Source organism: Pleurocapsa sp. PCC 7319, assembly GCF_000332195.1.
GTDB lineage: Bacteria > Cyanobacteriota > Cyanobacteriia > Cyanobacteriales > Xenococcaceae > Waterburya.
This window is the reverse complement of sequence record NZ_KB235922.1, coordinates 1,813,994-1,837,095: the sequence shown is the minus strand read 5'-3', so window position 1 is coordinate 1,837,095 and position 23,102 is coordinate 1,813,994. Positions and strand designations below refer to the sequence as shown.

Genomic DNA, 23,102 nt, shown 5'->3' with positions numbered 1-23,102 from the left:
CACGGCTTTAGCGTAGCACAGCCCTGGGAGTGTCAATTAGTATACTTATTTGCTTGGATAATTTTCCCTGTTTCTAGCACATAATGACGATGGGCAACGGAGAAAGCTAATTGAGCCATTTGATCTACCAACAAAATTGAAATGCCTTCATCGCATAATGATGCCAGAGTTTCGTAAAGAGAAACTATTAATTGTGGTGCTAATCCCAGAGAAGGTTCATCTAACAGCAAAATTTGCGGTCGAGCCATCAATCCTCTGGCGATCGCCAACATTTGTTGTTCTCCTCCTGAGAGTAATCCAGCCCTTTGATTTTGCAGGGGTTTTAAAGCAGGAAAACGGTCTAGCATCGATTCCATATCTTGCTCTATGTGAGAATCACGACGAGAAAATGCCCCTAAACGCAGATTGTCAATCACAGTTAACTGCCTAAATACCTGCCTACCTTCGGGAATTAAGACAACTCCTTTGGTAGCAAGTTGCTGGGGCGATAGTTTCGACAAATTTTGACCACGAAATAAGACTTGTCCCGATCGCAGAGTAAGTAACCGAGCAATAGTTTTCAGTAGGGTAGTTTTGCCCGCACCATTGGCACCAACAACTGCTACCAATTCTCCTTGCCCGACTTCCAGAGACACTTGCTGTAAAACTTGTAGCTCTCCATAACCTGATGTCAAGTTTTCCACCGCTAAAATTGGTGGTTTTGCCTCAGAAGCAGTACGACTGAAATTACTCTTAGTAATCCCCAAATAAGCCTCTAAAACTTGGGGATCGTTCTGAACCTTAGCTGGTATATCGTTGCAAATTACTTTGCCTCGATCGAGAACTACAACGCGATCGCTAATCTGCATCACCAAATTCATATCATGTTCAATGATAATCACTTTAATTCCGCCATCTGCTAAGCGGCGGAATAACTTTACCAGCCAATCTCGCTGTTGTTGTTCCAGTCCTGCTGCTGGCTCATCTAAAAGTAGTACTTGAGGGCTGGTAGCCAAGGCACGAGCAATTTCCACTAAACGGCGATCGCCAAAGGATAAACTAGCAGCTTGAGCATGAATATCCCCTCGATAACCGACAAAAGCTAACAGACCCAATAGTTTGATTTCTATAGCTGATTTTTGCTGATCTTTCCATCCCAGTAAAGCAGTTAAGATGTTCCCTAAGTTATCCCCAGCATATGCCACAAGTAAATTATCTAAGACCGAAAGCGAATTAAAGAGACGAGTAGTCTGAAAAGTACGACTCAAGCCACTGTGAACTATATCTAGAGTCTTTTTGGCTGTTAAATTGAGCTTACCAAGACTGATGCTTCCCGAGTCGGGACGATAAAAACCAGTTAAAAGATTGAGTAAGGTGGTTTTACCAGCACCATTAGGACCAATTACTGAGGTTACAGTTCCTGATCGTGCCACCAAATCGACCTGATCAACAGCTTTGATAGCACCAAAACTAATCCCTATCTGCTTCACTTCCAATGGTAAATCAGTTTGATTTTTGACAACTAATGCTGGTAAATCTTGGAGAGACATTTTTGGAGGATAAAGAGGATTCGAGCGACGAAAACGCTTCACAAAAAAGCTGACCACCCCTTCTGGCGTAAGCCAAAGAGTAAGTAAGAGTAAAATGCCAAACACTAACAGTTGATATTCCGCAAAATCATTAAGCAGCTCAGGGAAAATCACCAAAGCGATCGCACCAATAACTGACCCCGCTACTGTGCCCAAACCTCCCAGAATAACTACTAAGAGAAATAAAATTGAACGATGAAAATTAAAACTATCGGGACTGATAAACCCGACGATGGCAGCAAAAAAAACGCCCCCCAACCCTGTAAAAGCTGCCGATACAGCAAAAGCCATTAAGCGAATTCTCAATATATCTAAACCAATGGCAGTTGCAGCAATTTCATCATCTCGGACTGCTTGCCAAGCTCTTCCCCAAGGATGATTTTTAAGAACAGCAAATGACATTAAAGCCAAAATGGCAACTATCCAGGCTAGCAAAACCACGTCTCGTAATGCAGGTTGCAAATTAAGCAGTGTTGGCTTAGGAATATTAAAGATTCCACCAAAACCGCCTGTCAAATCTACCCACTCAATTAATACCCGCTCAACGATAATACCAAAAGCAACCGTCACCATTGCTAAATATGGCCCTTGAACCCGCAAGGCAGGAGCAGCCAAAACGATGCCTGTAATTACCGTTACAATCACAGCGATAACTGTGGCTAACCAGAAGTTCCATTGTAGTTTGGTCATCAGTAAAGATCCTGTATAAGCACCAATGGCAAAAAACCCTGCATGACCGATGGAAACCTGTCCCGATAATCCAGTAAGAATATTTAAACCGACACCTACTAAAGTAGTTATAGCGATCGTGCCGATAATATATAAATAATAAGTATTTGGGGCTAAGAGAATTGCTACTAAGGCAACAATAAATAAAACTAACCAATAGAGATAGCGCATAAGCAATAGATATAGCCGTACGAAAGTTGTATTAGGACAAGTTTATTTGATTGCTCGTAAGTAATGAGTGTCCTAATGTAAGTTCATATGGTCAATTTCTCAGAATAGTTTCTTGATGACTAGCTGCTTTCATAGCTATTTTCCAAGTAAAAGTAAAAGATTGAAACGATTCTGGGGAAACTCGATCTTCATCTAAATCGACAATCACTTTGGCTAAAATTTCAAATAAGTGACGACGCACCAAAATCAGTTGCTCTAAATCTTCCATTGAATTAATTTGAGCGATGAGTTGCAAAATTTCGAGATTGTAGAGATCGGCACGGTTTTTTTGTCTTCCTTGCCACCACATTTTTAACTGCCAAATGCCTGAAATGCACAGTACGATGAGGGAAAGTAACAATCCTAGGAATTCGGCATATTCGACCAGAAAGCTAGGTCGATCTTGATTGTAGTAAGTCTTGGCTCCTTCATGAAACGATAGACTTAAATGGCTTGATTCAGATGGCTGACTAATCATTGCTGCTTGAATATTCTGCTTGACCAATTCATTGCGTGCCTCAAACAAAATACGAGTAATCTCATAAACAATACTATGGGGGATATCTTCACGAGTAACTAAGACTGCTTCTACTGCAACCACTGGTAAATCTTTGGCAGGAATGGGAACTGCACCATTGTAAGTTCCTTGAGGAATTTGGCTGGGAAACAGTGCTGGTCGAAAAAGTTGTAGTGCTGCACCTTGCTTAATAGCCACCAGATCGGTTTGACCATGGTGCAGAAGTTGGCTAACCCCAGGATTGCCCAAGGCAATAACGCGAAATAAAGCATCTACTTTTCTTTCTAAAAGAGCTGCATGAGCTTTGGCAGGAGGATATGCCACCGCTTCCAAATCTAGTTCGGTTAAACCATAATGAGAGCTTAAAGACCAAAAAAGTTGATAAGAACCACTCCTTGGCGGCATTAAAGCAATCTTTTTCCCTTTCAGCTCACTGAAGCTATCGATATTAGATTCTTTGGCAACAATTAAATGTGATATTTCTGGAAATAAAGAGGCGATCGCCTTGGTCGAGGGGGACAATATATTATCACTCTGGATCAGTGCTAATTGCACCCGCTCATCTGAGAGTAACTCTAAGTTTTCTAGAGAGCCTTCTGTTTCTAAGACTTCAATCTGGATTTTCGGTTGATGTCTGGCGACTACTTGAGCTAAAGCCTTGGCAAAAGCATAATATTCTCCTTGAGGGCTTCCAGCGGCGATCGCGAGGGAATAAACGCGGTTCTGAGAGCGAAACCATTGCCAGCCAAAGGTACTAGCTGTGATAAAACTGAGAAGAATAAGGGGAAAAATAAGTTTATTTTGGATTGACAATTGCATTATTGTCAGAGAGCGTGGGTTAGCTGAGAATAATTTAGCAATTAATCCAAATTTTGAGTATAAGCTGCGGTTTGTATTCTCTTTCGACAATTTATCGTGACTGACAATATCAATAATTGTTATCCTTAAAATCCACGAATGACCATAATTCGTCACATTGAATCGTTAACTTACCCTACTTATTTTAGATCATTATTTCTATAGGACTATCATGAATTTACGCAAAAGAGCTACCAGTATCTAGGGGAACATCTTGCCAACGACCATCCCCAACAGCTCGCACCGCTTCTTTAAGACTCACATCACCAGTGTAAATAGCTCGACCGACGATCGCCCCAGTAACTCCTACCGATTCTAAACTCAAAAGACTTAAGAGATCGGCTAGAGAACTAACTCCACCAGAGGCAATAACAGGAATTGTTACGGATTCAGCTAATTCTCTTAAAGCCTCCATGTTAGGACCAGAAAGTGTACCGTCACGGTGAATATCAGTGTAAATAATTGCTGCTACTCCTTGCTGTGCCATGCGTTTAGCTAACTCGCTAGCAGTTACTTCTGAAGTTTCTAACCATCCTCTAGTGGCTACTTTGCCATTACGGGCATCGATACCTACGACAATTTGCTCAGGGAATTCACTACACAATTCGGTGACTAACTCTGGTTGTTCTACAGCTACCGTACCTAAAATAGCTCGCTGTACTCCTGTATCTAATAACCTGGATACCCCAGCACGATCGCGTAATCCACCTCCAACTTGCACCGGAATAGAGATCGCTTGAGCGATCGCTTCAATTACAGGCAAGTTAACCGATTTTCCCGCTTTGGCTCCATCTAAATCCACGACATGAAGTCTAGTAGCTCCTTCCTCAGCCCATTGACGGGCTACTTCTACAGGATTCTCATTAAAGATTGATGCTTGATTATAATCTCCTTGATATAGACGCACGCATTTACCATCGAGTAAGTCGATCGCCGGAATAACTTCCATAATTATTTATGTTATTGATTTAGTTTTGATTGGAGCTAATAGCTAATAAGTATATAAGCAGGTGGGTGAAATTAAATATAAAACGGTTTTGGCCGGGGTTAGGGGTTAGGGGATGGGTGATAGGGAAAAAATTAACTACCTGGGTTTTATAAATTATTATGCCTACCTACTTAGACAGAATTAATTACACAAATTATTTTTCTGTTCCCTGTTCCCTATCTCTGACTATGAATTTAATTTTGTCCTTCTACTTAGCTAGGGCAAAGCCATTTATCAGCTCTAAGTTTTGACGTATGAAATTTATCTAGCTATTTTAGGCGCGGGAATGCATTTTTTCTGCCCAAAGCTGCACTGATTCTGAAAATAAAGAATGATAATTCTGTAACTCAATGTTATTCATTCCCATACGTCGCGCTTTATCAAATAAGGTCAACAGCGATCGGGTTGCTGCTTCAGCTGCATTGGAGGTTTCAGGAGAAACTTTTAATAAAGCCTCCAACTCTTTTTTAATGGGAATCAAAGATTCATTATCACCGCCGCTGACGAAAGGACGAACTGAATCCTCTTCTTCAAGTAACTGACCTTCTGGGGGTACATAAGTATGAGTACGTGCATCGTAAGCGAGGACATTACCTGTTTCGATATTATAGATCCAGGCATAAATTTTCAGTCTTCCCTGATGTAATCTAGCTCTAACTACAGGATAGGTTTTAAGATTTTCAATTTGAATTAATACGTTTTCCGCCACTAAAACTTCAATCAGATCGTCTTCTTCGTAGTCGGGATAGTTTTCTAGCACTAGACGGCGAGTCGATTCTGCATGTTTCAGCCAATCATAAACTAAAGGCATATCTTTCTGTAGCTTATTGAGCTTCAGCAGTCCTTTCATGGCTCCACAATTGGAATGTCCACAAATAACTACTTGCTCAATACCTAAAGCATTGATGGCATATTCAATTGTTCCTCCTTCTCCACCATTAGCTGCGCCATAGGGAGGAATGATATTACCAGCATTACGAATTACAAATAGTTCTCCAACATCAGTATCGGTGATTAAGTTGGGGGCAACTCTAGAATCAGAACAGGTAACAAACAAAACTCTCGGTTTTTGACCGTGGGAAAGCTGTTCTAAAAGCTCTTGATGGGTACTGACATATGTTTGCCTAAACTTATCTAGACCACGAATTAACTTTTTCACTTTGACCTATATTGAATTCAAAACCATAGTTTCTATTATCGGACAAAATTAGAAAGATTAAGTTTATCTAAAAAAAATGTTGAATTGGCGATCGCTGTAATTACCAGTTTTTTCCATTGTTGGTAATAGCGATCGCTCTTATAGCTAAAATTAAGGACTATTAGCTCTGGACTTCTTGGAGCGATCACGAAAATATTTACAGACCTAAAACAATTTGTATGCAGTGTCTGTTTTAGGTTTGTTTTAGGAGCAATTAATTTATGAATTTATGAAAATTCTCAACCATCTCCAAAATACGGCAAACAAATCCATTTAACCTAATACTGATGTTGATTATGGTCGAAATCACATGCAATCTCTACGGCAGCACGTCCTTTATAATTAGCTTCTTCAGCAGTTAAAAAGATACTGTCGAAGTTAAATGCAATTCCCGAAAAATCAATAATACTAAAACGGTATAACTGATCTAAAGAACGATAAATTAGCAAAGTATAGCCATTAATTCCTACTACATTTTGAATTTCCATTGCCAACTCCTGTATGAGAATAATTACTTAAGGCTATTAATTTCAATCCCAGTTACTAGTAGATACCGACAATATGCTTTAGTTATGCAGCATTTGGCTCTACTAGCTGATAAGAAAAACCAAGAATGGTCAATGCGATTAGAGTTATTTTATACAGTGTTCTACAACAAAGTAATATTTTTTTAACACTTTTCGCTGTAATTTATTCTGAATAGTGCTGCATAAACTGTTTTTATTTTTTTATCTTTAACCTACATTAGCCTTTTTATTTAGGTTAAAATCAACCGTGATCTTACTTAATTCAGCCAATTTCTTTAAGCGTTTTACGTGATTTTTCTGATAATCTCAATCAGAAAAAAAAATTTTAGGACAAAAGAACTAACTTTTAATCATTTAGTAGCGATTTTACTCCACACAAGAGTAAGGTAGATCGTTTAAGAAATGATATCAGCCCAAAAATCACTCTTTAGTTGATATTTTGATAATTTAATTGCTATTTATTAATCAATTAAAGTTTGCAGTTAACTATTCAAATTCACTTCAAATTGAGTAAGTGTTTCTTTCTTTTCTCAAGTGAATGTAATTTGAATAAATCAATCTGATGAATGAATCATATCAGATAAAAACTTGATTATTTATAAGTATAATAAAGACAAATAATAAGTTTTATATTTCAATATTTTGAAATATAAACTATTGTTAAATTTTAGTTAATTCGTGCTTTGTCTGAGACTTGCTAAAAATTGATCTGGTTGTTGAATGCTCAATAGTAGTAAAATGAATGCAAAAAACCCTACCTGTTAGTGAGGTAGAGCTAATGAAATCGTTTAATATCTTTTAAATTTATTGTTGATAGCATTCTAAAAACTCTTGGGCTACCCAACCGTAACCCATTTGTCCATCAACTCTCAAATATTGAATTTTTGCCCAAGATCCATCAGCACTTATTCCATTAACATTAACAATATTGTTATAAGGAAGAGTTGTGATAATTTGACTTCCTCCATTGATATACACATACAAACCATTAGGTCGAACCACCCTATAGGAGCTACAAAGTCTTTGAGCTTGAGCTGGTTTTATTTGTGTAGTTTCCACCGCCATCAAACTTACAGTCAAACCAAGACTCAACATTGCCAGCTTACTAATAAGTTTTTTCATTATTCTCAAATATATTGTCTATTTATTAAAATTATCTTTGAGTTAATTATGAAAAAGTTTCCCAAGAATAACTGTGATTTTCTTGAGAAAAGTCAAGTGATTTTAATCAGCCAAAATATTATCAAGTTAGGGTATGACAAATAATAAATTGACTTTTAAAAGAAGTAATAAGAATACAATTATTGGCGAGAATTACAACGGTTACATGATATTGCTTCTACTTAGGAATTGCTATATGCCCGTGATCATAATAGTTCGGAGACTTATGGGTAAAGCATGGAATCAACAGAGTAGGAGCGATTGATTAAAATATTTTATTTTTTCAAGAGAATTTGTGCATAAATTTCTTGAAGATGACATAGTTATTTCATAATTGAACAAAACGCTAATACTTAAATTAAAAGCAAGTCATGAAAAATTTACCCTTGGAAAAACAGTTAGCACATCGTTGTTTTTGCGATGCCATTGAAAATATTGATGATCTGAACGAATTAAAACAGCAAGTAGGCAAGCTGCATCTACTTTACTTACAACAGCAAGTAATGTTTGCTCAGATTGCTAAAGGCTGCCTTTCTTAAGTTCATCAAGTGATACTTTCTTAATGTTAACTACACTTATTTTAAATAACGCTCCTGCGGGTGGGTAATCAGTAATTGATTGCCCATTTTTGATTAATATATTTTTGATTAATATTTAATTCTTTCGAGCTCAATCAATTTTTGTTTGCGTTCAATTCCCCAACGGTAGCTACCGAGACTTCCATCACTACGAATAACCCGATGACACGGAATGATTAGAGCGATTGGATTAGCACCACAAGCATTACCAACTGCTCTCGAGGCTGTTGGTTTACCAAGATCCCTAGCAATTTCTCCATAAGTTCGAGTTTCACCATAGGGAATTCTTTGTAAGGATTGCCAAACTTGTTGTTGAAATAGCGTACCCTGTAGAGCTAAAGGAAATTCTAGATTAAATTTTTTTCCGGCAATATAACTGAGAATTTGCTCTTGACAATCTTGATAGCTTGTTTCGTCCTGAGTAATAGTTGCTTGGTTAAATTCTTCAGTCAAGCTAAGGGTTAAGTTCTCTGGAGAATCCCCTAAATTAATGGAGCAAATACCTCGATCGCTATTGGCAATCAGCATATATCCTAAACTAGAAGAAACAATTCTATAGCTAATCTTGATTCTCTGACTGTTTAGTTGATAAACCCTAGAAGTCATACCCAACTTTTGTTACTGAAATATTAATTGATCGAGTTGTTGGTTACTATAATATGCTCAAAAATCCTAAAAATCTTACGCTAAAACAAATATCTGCTGTCAGAATTACACTAGAAAACTTTCAAGCTTATGGTCAATTGATTTTACCTTCTCCTGATGGGAAAGCTTTTGATGAAACCGACGCAGTACTAAAACTAGATCATGGAATTCCTCGTTTTTATATTATGCGGTTAGAACAGAGAGGCAAAATATTTAGCAAAATTACTCGTCACAATTATTGTACTCAATGTTTAGGCTCACTCAATGGTAAAGATTGGTTGATGGCGGTATGTCCACCTTCAGCAAGTAACGAACCAGATATTAGCCAGATGGGTGCATTTCGTATTCCAGGAGATTGTTTTATTAAACTAGAGGTAGGAACTTGGCACGCAGGACCTTATTTTGAGCATCAAGTAGTAGATTTTTATAATCTGGAACTTAGTGATACTAATATTGTCGATCACTTTACCTATAATTTTGCTACTAATCAAAATCTTAAGTTTGAAATTATTAATTAACGCTATGAATAATTGCTTATGAGTCAGGAATTAGCGATCGCCACCTACGGATTAACCAAAAGATTTGAGCGTCATCTTGCTGTAAATGAAATTGACTTGAGAATCAAAAGTGGTGAAGTTTACGGTTTAATTGGTCCCAATGGTGCGGGAAAGACGACGTTGATTAGGATGCTCGCAGCAGCAGAAGAACCAACCACAGGGGAGATTTATCTTAATGGCGATCGCTTGCTAAGAGATGACTCTAATCCCATCTTAAAAAAACGTCTAGGTTATCTTCCCGATGATTTTCCGCTTTATGATGATTTAATCGTCTGGGATTATTTAGATTACTTTGCTCGTTTGTATCGCTTAAAACAACCCTTTCGGCGTCGCCGTCTTCAGGAAGTTTTAGAACTAGTTCAACTCGAAAATAAACGTAAAAGTATTATTTCTACTCTATCGAGAGGAATGAAACAACGCCTGAGCTTGGCGAGAACCATTATTCACGAACCCATATTATTATTGCTAGATGAACCTGTATCAGGTTTAGATCCGATTGCACGTCAACAGTTTCGCCAAATAATTAAAGTTTTACAAGAAGCGGGAATGACAATTTTAATTTCTTCCCATGTTCTCAGTGACTTGGCTGAACTCTGCACTTCAGTGGGGATAATGGAATTAGGGTTTTTGGTTGAAAGTGCTTCTTTAGAAGAACTATATCGGCGTTTATCTCGTCAACAAATTATCCTCAGCTCTTTGGGTAAGATGGAGATATTGCAACAAAAACTCAACCAGAACTCGTTCGTAGAGGAATGGGAGGTCATCCCTCAAACTAATCGTCTAAAAGTCAATTTTACCGGGGGAGAATCAGACTGTGCCGAACTATTGCGATCGCTCGTTCTTGCAGAGATTCCTCTTACAGAATTCCACTGTAGCCAAGAAGATCTCGAAACTATATTCCTTAAATTAGGACATCAACAAACTTCTTAAATTATTGATTCGGCGACTATAACAAAATACTACAGAGTTATTTCGATTAGAACTATGAAACAAAATATGCAACTGTTTCGCAACTCAAGTTCGTTATGGGAGAAATTTTTAGACTGGAATCCTCAACTATTTCGAGAGATTAAAGGCAAACTGAAAACCAGAAATGTAGTGATTGCGGCTGCTATTTCTGTTTTTACCCAATTCATTATTAGTATGTCTCTTTTGGGTGAATTACCAGATCCCGACCCCAAAGGGATATTACAACAATCGGGTCGTTATGGTATGGGTAATGGCTATAGCAATAGTCTGGCATATACCAAAGATATGTTAGGTAACTGGGTAATTAATTGGCAATTACTCTGGCTCGATTTATTTCTTGCTTTAAGTATTACCAGTATTCTGACTCTACTAATAGTCGGTACATATATGCTAATAGCCGACGTAGTTAAAGAAGAAAGCCGAGGCACACTTAACTTTATTCGCCTAACTCCTCAATCTGCGGGGAGTATTCTACTGGGCAAAATTTTAGGGGTACCCATATTGCTTTATGGGGCTATATTACTATTCTTTCCTTTACATCTTCTAGCTGGTTTGAGCGCAAATATTCCCTTGACTATGATTATGGGATTGGATGCGGTAATCATTGCTAGCTGTGCTTTTTTCTATAGCTTAGCTTTACTCTGGAGCTTAATGAATTTTGGCTTATCAGGCTTTAAACCCTGGTTGGCTAGTGGAGCATTAGGTTTTGTGTTATTTGGCTTAACTACTGCTTTATTCCATAACAGAAGTTTAATCGGTAATGCGCCTTGGGATTGGATATTTTTATTTCATCCCGGCATAGTTTTATCTTATTTAATTGATGCTACGTATCTGCCTCAAAATAAGATTGATTTTTTACCCGCAGAAGATTTAGGCGAACTATTATTTTACGGACAGGCTTTATGGAGTAAAGCAAGTATCGGTACTAGTTTTATCATATTTAATTTTAGCCTCTGGACATATTGGTGTTGGTCTGTTTTAAAACGCCGTTTTCACAATCCTGAACATACTTTACTGAGCAAAACCCAAAGTTATTGGATTACTGGCTGGTTAACCGCTTTTGCACTGGGCTTTACTCTCCAAAGCACTAATGATTATCGCCTCACAGACAATTTTACTTTTCTGCAATTTTGTTTATGTGTATTGGGGCTACTACTAATTGCTGCTTTAAGTCCTCATCGTCAAGCTTTACATGATTGGGCGCGGTATCGCCATCAAATGAGTCAAGAGGGCAAAGTACTTTGGAAAGAATTAGTCTTTGGGGAAAATAGCCCTTCAACAATTGCAGTTGCCATTAATCTCGCGATCGCGATCGCTTATATTGTCCCTTCCATATTTTTGATGCTGAATCACGATCGACGCTCCATCTTCTGGGGATTTATTCTGAGTGCTGGCAGCATTGTGATTTATGCAGTAGTAGCTCAATTAATTTTAACCATCAAGACCCGCAAACGGGCAATTTGGTCAGCCATTTCTGTTGGCTCCTTAATCATTATTCCCCCTGTTTGTCTGGGCTTTGCTGAAATTTCGCCTCATACATGGGTTCAACCCTGGCTATTTAGCTTTTTACCCTCAGTTGCCACGGAATACGCCCCTCTGTCGGCAATTATGCTGGCGATCTTCGGACAATGGTTAGCTATCTCTATTATTGGCTGGCAAATGACCAGAAAACTGAGACAAGCAGGGGCATCAGAAACCAAAATGTTACTGGCTAGATCGAACTAATTATGATTAACCGGTAGTTGTCAGTTCTTAAAAAGCGATCGCCTGAATGATTAAGCGATCGCTTTTTTTAGGCTTCAATAGTTACTTTCCCTAATGGCTTGGCAACACAAGTCAAAACATAACCATCATCACAATCGACATCATCATCATAGGTAACTTCACCTGCAATTTTCCTTACTTTACAAGCTCCGCAAGCTCCCACACGGCAACCACAAGGTAAATCTATGCCTTCAGCTTCAACAACGTCTAGAATAGGTTCATCCCCATCACAAGAAATTTCCTGACCAGATTCAGCTAGAACAACTACAGGATTTGAATCAGTAGTTTTAGGTGTCGAAGGGGTTGTTAAAGGGGTTGTCGAGGTCGATGGAAAACTAGTCGTGCTTGAAGAAATAGTTGTCGAGGTCGATGGAAAGCTAGTCGTGTTTGCTGGAGAAGGGGTCGAAATAGTTACAGGTGCCGAGACACTACCACCGCTAACTCTGGACAACATAGTTACGGAACTAGGCGCAACTGGAGCAGGCATAGGTATCAGGCGACCTGAAGATGTTTGCAAGCGAGTAACAGCTGTTTGACCTAGTATAGGTACTTTAGGTGTAGATTTTTTCTTTTTCTTCGGTCCACCAAAACTTTCTTCATAGTAGTTCTCCATGGGGAAATGAATTTTTTGCAGCAATTCTTTGGTAGCTTTCATAAAAGGATTTGAACCACATACATACACAGTACGCTCTTTATAGTCGGGGGCGATCGCCGGTAAGATAGTGTCATTAATTCTACCCGTGTAACCACACCAGGATTGACCAGATTGGGGGCGAGTTATGGTAATAGCCAACTCAAAGTTAGGATAGCGAGCTGACATCATTTCCAGCTCCTGTCGGAAAATAATATCTTCTGGGCTACGGGCACTATGGACAAAAACAATGTTTATATTTGATACAGTGTCGCAGATCCAGCGGGACATTGACATCATCGGTGTAATCCCGCTACCTGCGGAAATCAAGAGTAATTTATTAGAAGGATTAGCAAAATTGGTAAATTTGCCCATTGGTCCATTGACCTCAATCTGACTACCGACTCTCATGTGATCGTGCAACCAATTACTTACCAATCCTGGAGGCGCGCTAGGCTCATCTCTGGGTGCAGGAACTCTTTTGACAGTAATTTCAAGACTATGAGGACGAGAAGGGGTAGAAGAGATTGAGTAAGAACGTTTAACTTTTTTACCATTAATATCCAAACTTAGGGTAACAAATTGTCCTGGTTGATAGTTAAACTTAACTGGAGGGTCAGAGATGAAGCTAAAAGTCTTCACATCAGCAGTTTCATTGATAATCTGTACACATTTAAGCTGCTTTTTCCCCTGAGTCCAAGTTTCTAGGCTGGTAGTATCAATAGTAGCCAGGGGCATATACTGGTCAGGAGTCAATGACTGAAGAACAGTCGGAGTCTCTTGTCCATTATTAATTGCTTTGACCCACAAGAGATGACGCCCCACAGTAATAGTATCTAAAGATTTTAATAAATATTCTTGGTTACGTTTGATATCTAGGTTATTAATTTTAGAACCATTTCTACTACCCAAGTCTGAGTAGTAATAACTACCATTGCGGAAAGCAATTTTACCGTGGGTACGACTAGCCATGGAATCATCTAGAACAATGCAGCTACGCCCATCTCGACCTAAAAGACTTTCTTGATTTAGTTGGTTTTCAGGAGTCAGTAAAATTGATTTTGTTTCCTGGGGCTTTCTAGTATCAATAAGTATGATTTCTGGCATGGTTTTCCTCTATACAAATAATGTTAATGTGAAAATAAATTTTTTAACCATTAAGGTTATTTCAGATCTGAGCTCTCTTAATCATTGATCTGTATCTGTTTCAAAAGAGACAGTAACTGTTCTGGTGGCATCGTCTTAAAATGAGGGTGTTGAGAGATGCTCAATAATTGCTCTGGTGTCATTGCCTTAAAATGAGGCTGCCTGGAGATACTCAGTAATTGCTCAATTACCCCACCTTTGGATGATGGAGCCAAAAGACTAGCAGCGGTGTCTTTAACTAAATCATCTGAAAACGGTTTTTGGAGTATTTGTTGAGCTTTAGCTAACCCCTGAGTTTGATTGAGTTGAGTTAAAGCATATAGGCTTACTGATTCGGTAATAGGATTGGGCTCTTGTAACAACTCTAATAGAACATCCTCTACTGCTTGTGCCAAGAAAGGTTCTCGATCTTTTAAAGTTTCAGCTTCTTCGTCTTGAATCACATTTATTTGGCTATTATTTAAGTTACTGGGAATTAATTCTCGGAGAATTTGTGGATTTAAACGCTGTTGCCATTGGGGTTCAGTAGCAAAAACCTGGGCGATCGCGTGTGGAGCTAAAATACCTGTCCTACGAGCCAGTGGAACTACATCTGGTTCATCCTTTAGTAATTCTAATACTGCCAAGAGGGGGGTAACAATCAATTGTTTTTTTGCCAGCAATAATTTGCCTAACAGATGAAAGATTGGTGCATTGCTATGAGGTTGAAAGTCACTAATTATCTGATAACGAGAGTTTTCTACTTGTACTAGTGCTAGGAGCTTCTCAGCTTTGGGGCGTAGAGAATTAAATAGTCCGTCCAATACCCGTAGGTGTTCTTGTTTGGTGATATTATATTGGTTCTTCAGATTACTAATTTGCTTTGTTTTGGCTTCCACCGCTTCATGGACAGGCATTCCACTATCTACTAATTCCTGAAGTAATCCCGTAAGTGCCTCCTGATAGCTTTCGATTTTTAGTCTTTCTTCTTGGGCATATTCTTGAGGAGACTTGAGTAAATTAGGATCATCAATACCCAACTCAGTCAAAATAGCAAAGTGCTCTTCTTCTGTGACTGCCAGAGGCTTACGTATCGATTCCAAAGCATGAAGGCTATTAGAGGCTTCTATGTTACCTGCTTGGAGAGATTCTTCGAGAACACCATGATAAACTTGCAAACGATCTTGTCGGGTCACTTTAGGTAGGACTTGGGCTAATAACTCCAGTTCATTTGCTTTCAAGTTATCTATTGAACGACCACCGAGAACACTGGTAAAATCGATTTTGAGTTTTTGCAATTGACGACGAAGTTTATCACTAATACTTTCTTGGTTGTATTGATTAGCGGTACGCCCCCAAGTACGGTATAGCCAAAAAGTACTGACTAAAACTACCGAAACGTTAAAGGATATCTGCACATATACGGGAAGGCGCAGAATCTCAGGACGGCCACCATAGACATAAAAGGCATTAAACGAGAGGAAAGTAACTACTGTAAAAACCCGATGCAAAATTATTTTGCGGTCGATATCAGGGTTTTGTTTTTTGAGATAGGCACCATAGATTTTTTCAACTTTGCTACTTGCAACATAAAAAATGCCGACCATAATAGCTAGGGTCAGGGGTGAAGCAATTAACTTGGGAATAGGAATTGCTTGTCCACCAAAATAGAAACCTGAATGGAGAACCTTTGCTACTTGACCAGCTTCATGAGTCCAAGCACCTGAAAAATAATAATTAAAATTACCTGAGTATAAAAAATAATAAAGGAAATAGCCACAAACTAATCCCAAATAACCATATTGAACAAGTCTACGACCTGGTTTAGTTAGTTGTTCCCAGTAAGCTTTTTCGGCATCAATATCCATGCAGGGAGATTTACAGCCAATACAAGCTATTTTCTCACTGTTAGTCTCTGGATCGAAGGTGCGACACATTGATTGAGTAATGGTTTTTGCTGGTTCTTTTTGTGCTTCACTACCTAAAAGTGCCCTTGGTCCAGTAAATACCATCTGTACCATACCAAAGGGACAGACATAATGACACCAGCTACGACCACCATAGATAAAATTAATTGCGATCGCCGAAGCTATAGTAAAGAGTAAAAAGAAACCAAATACAGGACGAGCAGAATTAATAAAGAGAATCCTCATATTTAGCCCTAAAAAGAATAGGGCAAACTGCAAATAAAGATGATTTTCTACTAACCACTTATTTTGCGCTATTTTCTTGCGGGGTTTCATTCCCAAACCCCGAGGAATTTGAGACAGGAAATATAGAGGACAAATTCTCCGCCAAGTTTCATGTCCCAAAACAAAAACAATGGCGATCGCACTGGGAACAATAAATCCCCAGAACAGTCTCGCTCCGACTGCGTAGGGAGTTGAAATCAAACATTTCCCTTGAACCCGAATACAGGTTTCTGGGTCTTGAGCTAGATTAATCAGATTATCTTTTAAAGGACTAAAAAAACTACTGTTAGGATCGGTTAATAATGGAGAGATTGGATCGATAAATAATGACAGAATTAATAGTAGCCAACTAACTACTAAAATATAGCGAAAAACATGCATTTTCCGCTCTGCAACTTGATTAAACATGAAAACTATTCCTCTAAAAAATAATCTTAATATGAGCGATAAATATTAAGATATTTGATGAACAATATATTAAGGAATAAAAGGTGACAAACTTGAAACAGAACATTTATTTATTAAATCTGATAGCTACCTAATAAAGAATGTAGGTGGCAAAAAAAACAATTTAATTGCGTGCCAGGTCATATCGCAATACTTTTCTGTTAAGAAAAGCAGAGGAAGCAAAAACAATACTTACCCGAACAATATTAGTTCATACCGTAAATTGCCAGATTTGAGGATTAATGGCAATCAGAGATCGTATTCAGAGTCTTGAGCTTATCACTCATATTTGACACCTCTATTTGTGTCTGTCAGCTAGCCTAACAGCTTATTATTCCCCTTTTTCCCAAAGACAAACATATAATGAGATTTAAGTAAATTTTTATAACCTGTTGATCAGCAGTCGCTAGCAATGAACAGTATTTTTTTAAACCGTATTAAAAGCCCCGATAGCCCTGTATTAGTCTTAGATGGCGGGATGGGAACCAACCTGCAAACCCAAAATCTCACCGCAGCAGATTTTGGCGGAGAGGAATATGAAGGGTGTAATGAATATTTAGTCCATACCAAACCAGAAGCGGTAGAAAAAGTACACCGAGGTTTTCTAGAAGCAGGTGCGGATGTAATTGAAACCGATACTTTTGGTGGTACTGCTATGGTATTGGCTGAATATGATTTAGCCGATCAAGCTTATTATTTAAATAAAACCGCCGCGGAATTAGCTAAAAAACTGACGGCAGAATACTCTACACTTGAAAAGCCTCGTTTTGTAGCTGGTTCTATGGGTCCTGGTACTAAGTTGCCCACTCTGGGACATATTGATTATGATACTCTGCTCGTTAACTACAAAGAACAAGCAACAGGACTATATGACGGTGGCGTAGATTTATTTTTAGTTGAAACTTGTATGGATGTGTTGCAGATTAAAGCAGCACTAAATGGCATTGAAGAAGTATTTAAAGAAAAAGGCGATCGCCGTCCCTTAATGGTATCCGTCACTATGGAACAAATGGGTACTATGCTCTCTGGCTCGACTATGGAAGCAGCTTTGGCAGTACTAGAACCCTTCCCCATCGATATCTTAGGTCTCAACTGCGCTACAGGACCAGACCTAATGAAAGAACACGTCAAACATTTATCAGAACACTCACCGTTTATCGTTTCCTGTGTTCCCAATGCTGGATTACCAGAGAATATTGGTGGACAGGCACACTATAAACTTACGCCCATGGAATTACGCATGGCGTTAATGCACTTCGTAGAAGATTTAGGAGTGCAAATTATTGGTGGTTGTTGTGGTACACGTTACGAACATATCCAGCAACTAGCAGAAATGGCAGGAGACTTAACCCCAAAAGAACGTCATCCCCATTACGAACCTTCGGCTGCCTCAATTTATAGTACGCAACCATATATTCAAGATAATTCTTTCTTAATTGTCGGTGAAAGATTGAACGCCAGTGGTTCTAAAAAATGTCGTACCTTACTTAATGAAGAAAACTGGGATAGTCTAGTCGCTTTAGCCAAGTCTCAGGTGAAAGAAGGTGCTCACGTCCTCGATGTAAACGTCGATTACGTTGGCAGAGACGGAGAAAGAGATATGCACGAACTGGCTTCCCGTCTGGTTAATAATGTCACTCTTCCCTTAATGCTTGACTCCACCGAATGGACGAAAATGGAAGCAGGGTTAAAAGTAGCTGGTGGAAAATGTATTCTCAATTCCACTAACTACGAAGACGGAGAAGAAAGGTTTTATCAAGTATTAGACTTAGCTAAAAAATACGGCGCGGGAGTTGTTGTTGGTACTATCGACGAAGATGGGATGGGACGTACTGCGGATAAAAAATTTGATATTGCCAAACGTGCTTACGATGCAGCTGTTGAATACGGTATTCCTCCCTACGAAATATTCTTTGATCCTCTAGCCTTACCCGTATCGACAGGTATTGAAGAAGATCGAGAAAACGGAAAAGCTACTGTCGAAGCTATTAAAAGAATTAGAGAAGAATTACCAGGGTGTCACATTCTGCTGGGGGTTTCTAATGTTTCTTTTGGTTTAAACCTTGCTTCTAGACAAGTACTTAATTCGGTTTTCCTGCATGAATGTATGCAAGTGGGATTAGACTCGGCTATTGTTAACGCCAGTAAAATTTTACCCCTATCTAAAATAGATGAATCTCATCAAAAGATTTGTCGCGATTTAATCTACGATAAACGAGAGTTCGATGGCGAGATTTGCACCTATGATCCTCTAGGAGAATTAACAACTCTATTTGCAGGAAAAAAAGCCAAGAAATCAGAAGCAGTCGATAAAAATCTACCCATCGATGAACGTCTCAAACAACATATTATTGATGGGGAACGTATTGGCTTAGATGAAGCTTTAGACGAAGCTCTACAAGAATATCCACCTCTAGATATTATTAACACTTTCCTCTTAGATGGAATGAAAGTTGTCGGTGAATTATTCGGTTCTGGACAGATGCAGTTACCGTTTGTTCTTCAGTCGGCGCAAACCATGAAAGCTGCGGTAGCACATTTAGAACCCCATATGGATAAAGAAGAGGCTGACGATAGTGGGAAAGGGAAATTTGTGATTGCCACGGTAAAAGGTGACGTTCATGATATTGGTAAAAATCTAGTAGATATTATCCTTTCTAATAACGGTTACAAGGTAATTAACTTAGGAATTAAGCAACCCATAGACAATATTATCCAAGCATACGAAGAACATCAGCCAGACTGTATCGCCATGAGTGGTTTGCTAGTCAAATCCACTGCTTTCATGAAAGATAATCTAGAGGTGTTCAACGAAAAGGGCATTACTGTTCCTGTTATCTTAGGTGGTGCGGCATTAACTCCTAAATTTGTTAATCAGGATTGTCAAAATACCTATAACGGTAAAGTCATCTATGGTAAAGATGCTTTTGCAGATTTACATTTCATGGATAAATTAATGCCCGCCAAAGCAGAAGATAATTGGGATGATCTTCAAGGGTTTTTAGACGAGGTTGACAATAATGGTAGAGGCGAACAGCCGTTTGCCCCTACTGAGAATGGGGGAGAAATTCCATTTGAGGGAGAAAACCAGGATAAAATATTTGTTGATGAGGTTAGCAAGCCAGCTGAACCTTTAGTAATCGATACCAAACGTTCTGAAGCAGTGGCTTTAGATATAGAACGTCCCACTCCTCCTTTTTGGGGCACTAAAATATTAAATGCCGAAGATATCCCGATTGAAGAAGTTTTTCCTTATTTAGATTTACAGGCTTTGTTCGTTGGACAATGGCAGTTCCGTAAACCCAAAGATCAATCACGAGAAGAGTATGATGAGTTTTTAGCCAGAAAAGTTCATCCTATTTTAGAAGAGTGGAAACAAAGAGTTGTTGCGGATAATTTATTACAGCCCACAGTAATTTACGGTTATTTCCCCTGTAATGCTGAAGGAAATACATTATACATATACCCCGTAGGGGCGTTTCACGAAACGCCCCTACCAGAACCCGTAACATCATTTGAATTTCCCCGTCAGCGATCGGGTAAACGCTTGTGTATTGCCGACTTCTTTGCCACAAAAGAATCAGGAAAAATTGATGTCTTTCCTATGCAGGCAGTAACAGTAGGAGAAATTGCCACTGAGTATGCACAGAAGCTATTCAAAGCTGATAATTATACTGACTACCTCTACTATCATGGCATAGCAGTACAGATGGCAGAAGCTTTAGCCGAATGGACACACGCTAAAATCCGTCTGGAGCTGGGATTTGAAGGAGAAGAATCTGATAATATCCGCGATATTCTCCAGCAACGCTATCGAGGTTCTCGTTATAGTTTTGGTTATCCTGCTTGTCCCAATATTCAGGATCAATATAAGCAACTGGATTTACTCGATACTGAAAGAATCGATATGTATATGGATGAAAGTGAGCAACTGTATCCAGAACAATCTACTACGGCGATCGTCTGTTATCATCCTGTGGCTAGGTATTTTAGTACTTAAGATAATTGAAAAGATTTTAAATTTTAAGGGTGGGTGTTTAACTCACCTTTCTTTGTTGTGTTTTGTGATTATAATTTAACACTATTGACCTAATAGTTTAATGTAGTGCAACTTAATACTATCTATTTGAAATTAAAGTCAGAACTTTTTAAATTTATTGATCAAAATCCATTTAAGAGCATATGGTTTATATTTACAATTATAGGTATTTCGGTTTTTATAATTTACTATATTAATATTGAGTATTTACCAGATTTAAACATCAAAGATTCAATACAGCTAATATTTTTGGCATCCATAACATCTATTTTTATAGTTGTGGTTTGTTTGTTATTATTTATAGCTCCTGGTATTTTATGGAGTTTAACATTATTCAAAAAACGGAGTTTTAAAAGACTTTTGTACGATACAGATAAAAAGAAAGGGAAGCTGATTGGTTTAATTATATGGTTATTCACCCCAACTACATTTTTTTACACACTGATGCTTATAGCCAATTCAGAATATTGGTATATCCCCTTAATTTTACTGATTATTAATTATTTTTGTTTGATATATATATATATGTTTTCTTATGTGCAACATAATAAATATAAACGAAAATTAAAAATTAGAAAATTAAGATTTCTCTATTTTGGATATTTTTTTCTGATTTCAATACTAAATAATTTGATTTTGCTTGGTTCATTTTCTTTTATATATAAATTATCAGAAAGATATTACTTGAATGATCCTGTTTCCAATAAAATACAAGCAATTGTTTATTTGATCATGATATTTATTCTTGTTGTACTTATTAATATTGTCTCTATTTTAAAACCCAAGAATATTAATAGGTTTTATTGGTACTTGTCCCTTTCCACAATTATATTTCTCATAAGTATTTTATATTATGGAGAATTATCGTTTATACCAAGTAGAGTGATGGAGATATATAAATTTGGTAATATCAAAGCACATTCTATTATTCTAGATAAAATAGGATGCAGTATTGCTAAGAATAATATTGATATGAGAGGTGGATACATAGAGTATAAAGATAAAACTTATAAGATAAATACAGATAAAGAGACTTGTGTTATTCCTGATGTTAATATTCTTTCAAGGCTTGGAGAAGAGTCTTATCTTGAGTTGAAAATCAATTTAAATAAATCAGAAAAAAAGAGAATAAAATTTACTATTCCATCTGATAGTATTATTTCGTTTAGTTCTGATTAAGAAGAAAAGAAACAAGTCAAGCTTTAAGATGTTCTAGAGATGAAGGAATTGATGGCATTATTAAAGAAGATAGATTGGGTTTAGATATTATCTATCTGCAAGCTAAAAGATGTCAGAATGTTGTAGACAGACTAGAAATACAAAAATTCGCTGGCGCGCTTCAAGGACAAAGAGCTAAAAAAGGAATATTTATAACTACTTCCGATTTTACTAAAGACGCTATTGAATATGTCTCTCGTATTGAAAGTAAAATTATTTTAGTTGATGGTAATAGATTAACAGAATTGATGATAGAGCATAATGTTGGTGTTGCGCCAATTGCTAGATACGAAGTCAAGAAAATAGATTCTGATTATTTCATAGAAGATTAATATTATTGCGATCGCACTAAAATCAAAAAACAAATAAATTTAGCGGATCTTCGATAGTAATTTCGTTACCCCAATCTATTTCCATCGTCGGCTTTTTTCTCCAGTCCATATGTTTGCTTATCACTACGCCCATTTCAACTCTGTTACGATGGCAAACTAAACTATTAACTGGGACAGTTCTGTAAACACTTCTGGAGATTGCCAGCTTTTCCCAAAAGTATAATAAAGCTACTTCAATCGTTTCAAGCCAATTATAGAAAGATTTGATTAAATCGTTAAATGAAACAAAGGTGGCAAACCGAAAACCCATCCACTCGTAATAAATCCAGCTAACTTTACTCCTTCCAGTTGCGGGTATTACCTTGAGAATGTTGATATTACCGTTATGAAATACATTATCTAATACTGCTTCTAATTGTTCTGGTTCGAGCAGTTGATTAATTTGAGGTAGAGGTGCCATAATATAAATAAGTTTAAGTAGGGTCTGAATTGTTTAATTCAGACTTTATTTCCTTTTCCTCATTATACTCCATGTCGGGAACTAAAAATCATATATTTTTTAGTTATTTTTAAAAGATGCCAGTTCATCCGAATTCTTTAGCTAATTTAAGTCGTAAAGGAAGCAAAAGCGATCGCGATGAGTTAAAAAAGAAAAGAAATATAGCCGTAACTAACACCGCATGGGACTCGCTTAAAGAGTTAGTTATGGAATTGGGCATAAAATCTGTTTCTGAATTGAATGAAAAGCTAGGTAGAAAAGAGCTTTTAATTGTGAAGCCCGACGAAAAAGACACCTAATTCTCAGTTTTTCCTTAACCTTAAACAAGCAAAATGTCTGCACAGGCAAGA

The 23,102-nt window shown here is 37.8% G+C and carries 18 protein-coding genes and 1 pseudogene; 8 read left to right on the top strand and 11 right to left on the bottom strand.

The window, feature by feature from the left end; translation table 11 throughout:
* Nucleotides 1-32: 32 nt before the first annotated feature.
* The 7 genes from PLEUR7319_RS35100 to PLEUR7319_RS0112195 all read right to left on the bottom strand — a co-directional run bounded on the left by PLEUR7319_RS35100 (nucleotide 33) and on the right by PLEUR7319_RS0112195 (nucleotide 7,717).
* Nucleotides 33-2,468: an ATP-binding cassette domain-containing protein gene (locus PLEUR7319_RS35100; RefSeq protein ID WP_019505512.1), complete on the bottom strand. Its 2,436-nt coding sequence runs from the start codon at nucleotides 2,466-2,468 to the stop codon at nucleotides 33-35.
* 91 nt (nucleotides 2,469-2,559) lie between these two features.
* Nucleotides 2,560-3,843, bottom strand: coding sequence for a TAXI family TRAP transporter solute-binding subunit (locus PLEUR7319_RS0112215; protein WP_019505511.1), 1,284 nt, complete (start codon nucleotides 3,841-3,843; stop codon nucleotides 2,560-2,562).
* Nucleotides 3,844-4,060: 217 nt separating this feature from the next.
* Nucleotides 4,061-4,831: a 1-(5-phosphoribosyl)-5-[(5-phosphoribosylamino)methylideneamino]imidazole-4-carboxamide isomerase gene (gene hisA / locus PLEUR7319_RS0112210; protein ID WP_019505510.1), complete on the bottom strand. Its 771-nt coding sequence runs from the start codon at nucleotides 4,829-4,831 to the stop codon at nucleotides 4,061-4,063.
* 313 nt (nucleotides 4,832-5,144) lie between these two features.
* On the bottom strand, nucleotides 5,145-6,029 hold the full coding sequence (locus PLEUR7319_RS0112205) for a carbonic anhydrase (protein WP_019505509.1): 885 nt from the start codon (nucleotides 6,027-6,029) through the stop codon (nucleotides 5,145-5,147).
* A gap of 35 nt (nucleotides 6,030-6,064) precedes the next feature.
* Nucleotides 6,065-6,217 (bottom strand): hypothetical protein, encoded by a 153-nt coding sequence (locus PLEUR7319_RS41260; RefSeq protein WP_158441833.1) that lies wholly within the window; start codon nucleotides 6,215-6,217, stop codon nucleotides 6,065-6,067.
* Between the two features lie 129 nt (nucleotides 6,218-6,346).
* Nucleotides 6,347-6,556: a hypothetical protein gene (locus PLEUR7319_RS0112200; RefSeq protein WP_019505508.1), complete on the bottom strand. Its 210-nt coding sequence runs from the start codon at nucleotides 6,554-6,556 to the stop codon at nucleotides 6,347-6,349.
* Between the two features lie 843 nt (nucleotides 6,557-7,399).
* Entirely contained in the window at nucleotides 7,400-7,717 is a 318-nt protein-coding gene (locus PLEUR7319_RS0112195; RefSeq protein WP_019505507.1) for an SH3 domain-containing protein, read from the bottom strand.
* A gap of 410 nt (nucleotides 7,718-8,127) precedes the next feature.
* On the opposite strand from PLEUR7319_RS0112195, the gene PLEUR7319_RS41625 reads away from it, so the two are divergent.
* On the top strand, nucleotides 8,128-8,295 hold the full coding sequence (locus PLEUR7319_RS41625) for a hypothetical protein (RefSeq protein WP_019505505.1): 168 nt from the start codon (nucleotides 8,128-8,130) through the stop codon (nucleotides 8,293-8,295).
* Between the two features lie 108 nt (nucleotides 8,296-8,403).
* Here PLEUR7319_RS41625 and PLEUR7319_RS35095 read toward each other — a convergent pair whose 3' ends face one another.
* Nucleotides 8,404-8,940, bottom strand: a complete 537-nt coding sequence (locus PLEUR7319_RS35095) for a methylated-DNA--[protein]-cysteine S-methyltransferase (RefSeq protein WP_019505504.1) — start codon at nucleotides 8,938-8,940, stop codon at nucleotides 8,404-8,406.
* Between the two features lie 53 nt (nucleotides 8,941-8,993).
* On the opposite strand from PLEUR7319_RS35095, the gene PLEUR7319_RS0112180 reads away from it, so the two are divergent.
* Genes PLEUR7319_RS0112180 through PLEUR7319_RS0112170 form a run of 3 tightly spaced genes read left to right on the top strand, consistent with a single transcriptional unit; the run spans nucleotide 8,994 to nucleotide 12,230 of the window.
* Complete coding sequence (locus PLEUR7319_RS0112180) at nucleotides 8,994-9,497, top strand: ureidoglycolate lyase (protein WP_019505503.1); 504 nt, start codon at nucleotides 8,994-8,996, stop codon at nucleotides 9,495-9,497.
* 18 nt (nucleotides 9,498-9,515) lie between these two features.
* A complete protein-coding gene (locus tag PLEUR7319_RS0112175; protein WP_019505502.1) occupies nucleotides 9,516-10,466 on the top strand; it encodes an ABC transporter ATP-binding protein in 951 nt (316 codons plus the stop codon).
* 54 nt (nucleotides 10,467-10,520) lie between these two features.
* On the top strand, nucleotides 10,521-12,230 hold the full coding sequence (locus PLEUR7319_RS0112170) for a hypothetical protein (protein WP_019505501.1): 1,710 nt from the start codon (nucleotides 10,521-10,523) through the stop codon (nucleotides 12,228-12,230).
* Nucleotides 12,231-12,297: 67 nt separating this feature from the next.
* Here the strand turns inward: PLEUR7319_RS0112170 and PLEUR7319_RS0112165 are convergent, their stop codons facing one another.
* Both PLEUR7319_RS0112165 and PLEUR7319_RS38085 read right to left on the bottom strand, forming a co-directional pair.
* Nucleotides 12,298-14,007 carry an FAD-binding oxidoreductase gene (locus tag PLEUR7319_RS0112165; protein ID WP_019505500.1) on the bottom strand — a complete coding sequence of 570 codons (1,710 nt, stop codon included), beginning with the start codon at nucleotides 14,005-14,007 and terminating at the stop codon, nucleotides 12,298-12,300.
* A 77-nt stretch (nucleotides 14,008-14,084) separates the two neighbouring features.
* Complete coding sequence (locus PLEUR7319_RS38085) at nucleotides 14,085-16,625, bottom strand: 4Fe-4S binding protein (protein ID WP_019505499.1); 2,541 nt, start codon at nucleotides 16,623-16,625, stop codon at nucleotides 14,085-14,087.
* A gap of 451 nt (nucleotides 16,626-17,076) precedes the next feature.
* Here PLEUR7319_RS38085 and metH point away from each other — a divergent pair, with 451 nt between their 5' ends.
* The 3 genes and pseudogenes from metH to PLEUR7319_RS0112145 all read left to right on the top strand — a co-directional run.
* On the top strand, nucleotides 17,077-20,664 hold the full coding sequence (gene metH, locus PLEUR7319_RS0112155) for a methionine synthase (RefSeq protein ID WP_019505498.1): 3,588 nt from the start codon (nucleotides 17,077-17,079) through the stop codon (nucleotides 20,662-20,664).
* Nucleotides 20,665-20,769: 105 nt separating this feature from the next.
* Nucleotides 20,770-21,882 carry a hypothetical protein gene (locus PLEUR7319_RS0112150; RefSeq protein WP_019505497.1) on the top strand — a complete coding sequence of 371 codons (1,113 nt, stop codon included), beginning with the start codon at nucleotides 20,770-20,772 and terminating at the stop codon, nucleotides 21,880-21,882.
* Between the two features lie 5 nt (nucleotides 21,883-21,887).
* Nucleotides 21,888-22,253, top strand: a pseudogene (locus PLEUR7319_RS0112145) (restriction endonuclease); the annotation flags it as partial.
* 22 nt (nucleotides 22,254-22,275) lie between these two features.
* Here the strand turns inward: PLEUR7319_RS0112145 and PLEUR7319_RS0112140 are convergent.
* A complete protein-coding gene (locus PLEUR7319_RS0112140) occupies nucleotides 22,276-22,713 on the bottom strand; it encodes a hypothetical protein (RefSeq protein ID WP_019505495.1) in 438 nt (145 codons plus the stop codon).
* Between the two features lie 116 nt (nucleotides 22,714-22,829).
* On the opposite strand from PLEUR7319_RS0112140, the gene PLEUR7319_RS0112135 reads away from it, so the two are divergent.
* Nucleotides 22,830-23,051 (top strand): hypothetical protein, encoded by a 222-nt coding sequence (locus PLEUR7319_RS0112135; protein ID WP_019505494.1) that lies wholly within the window; start codon nucleotides 22,830-22,832, stop codon nucleotides 23,049-23,051.
* Nucleotides 23,052-23,102 lie beyond the last annotated feature (51 nt).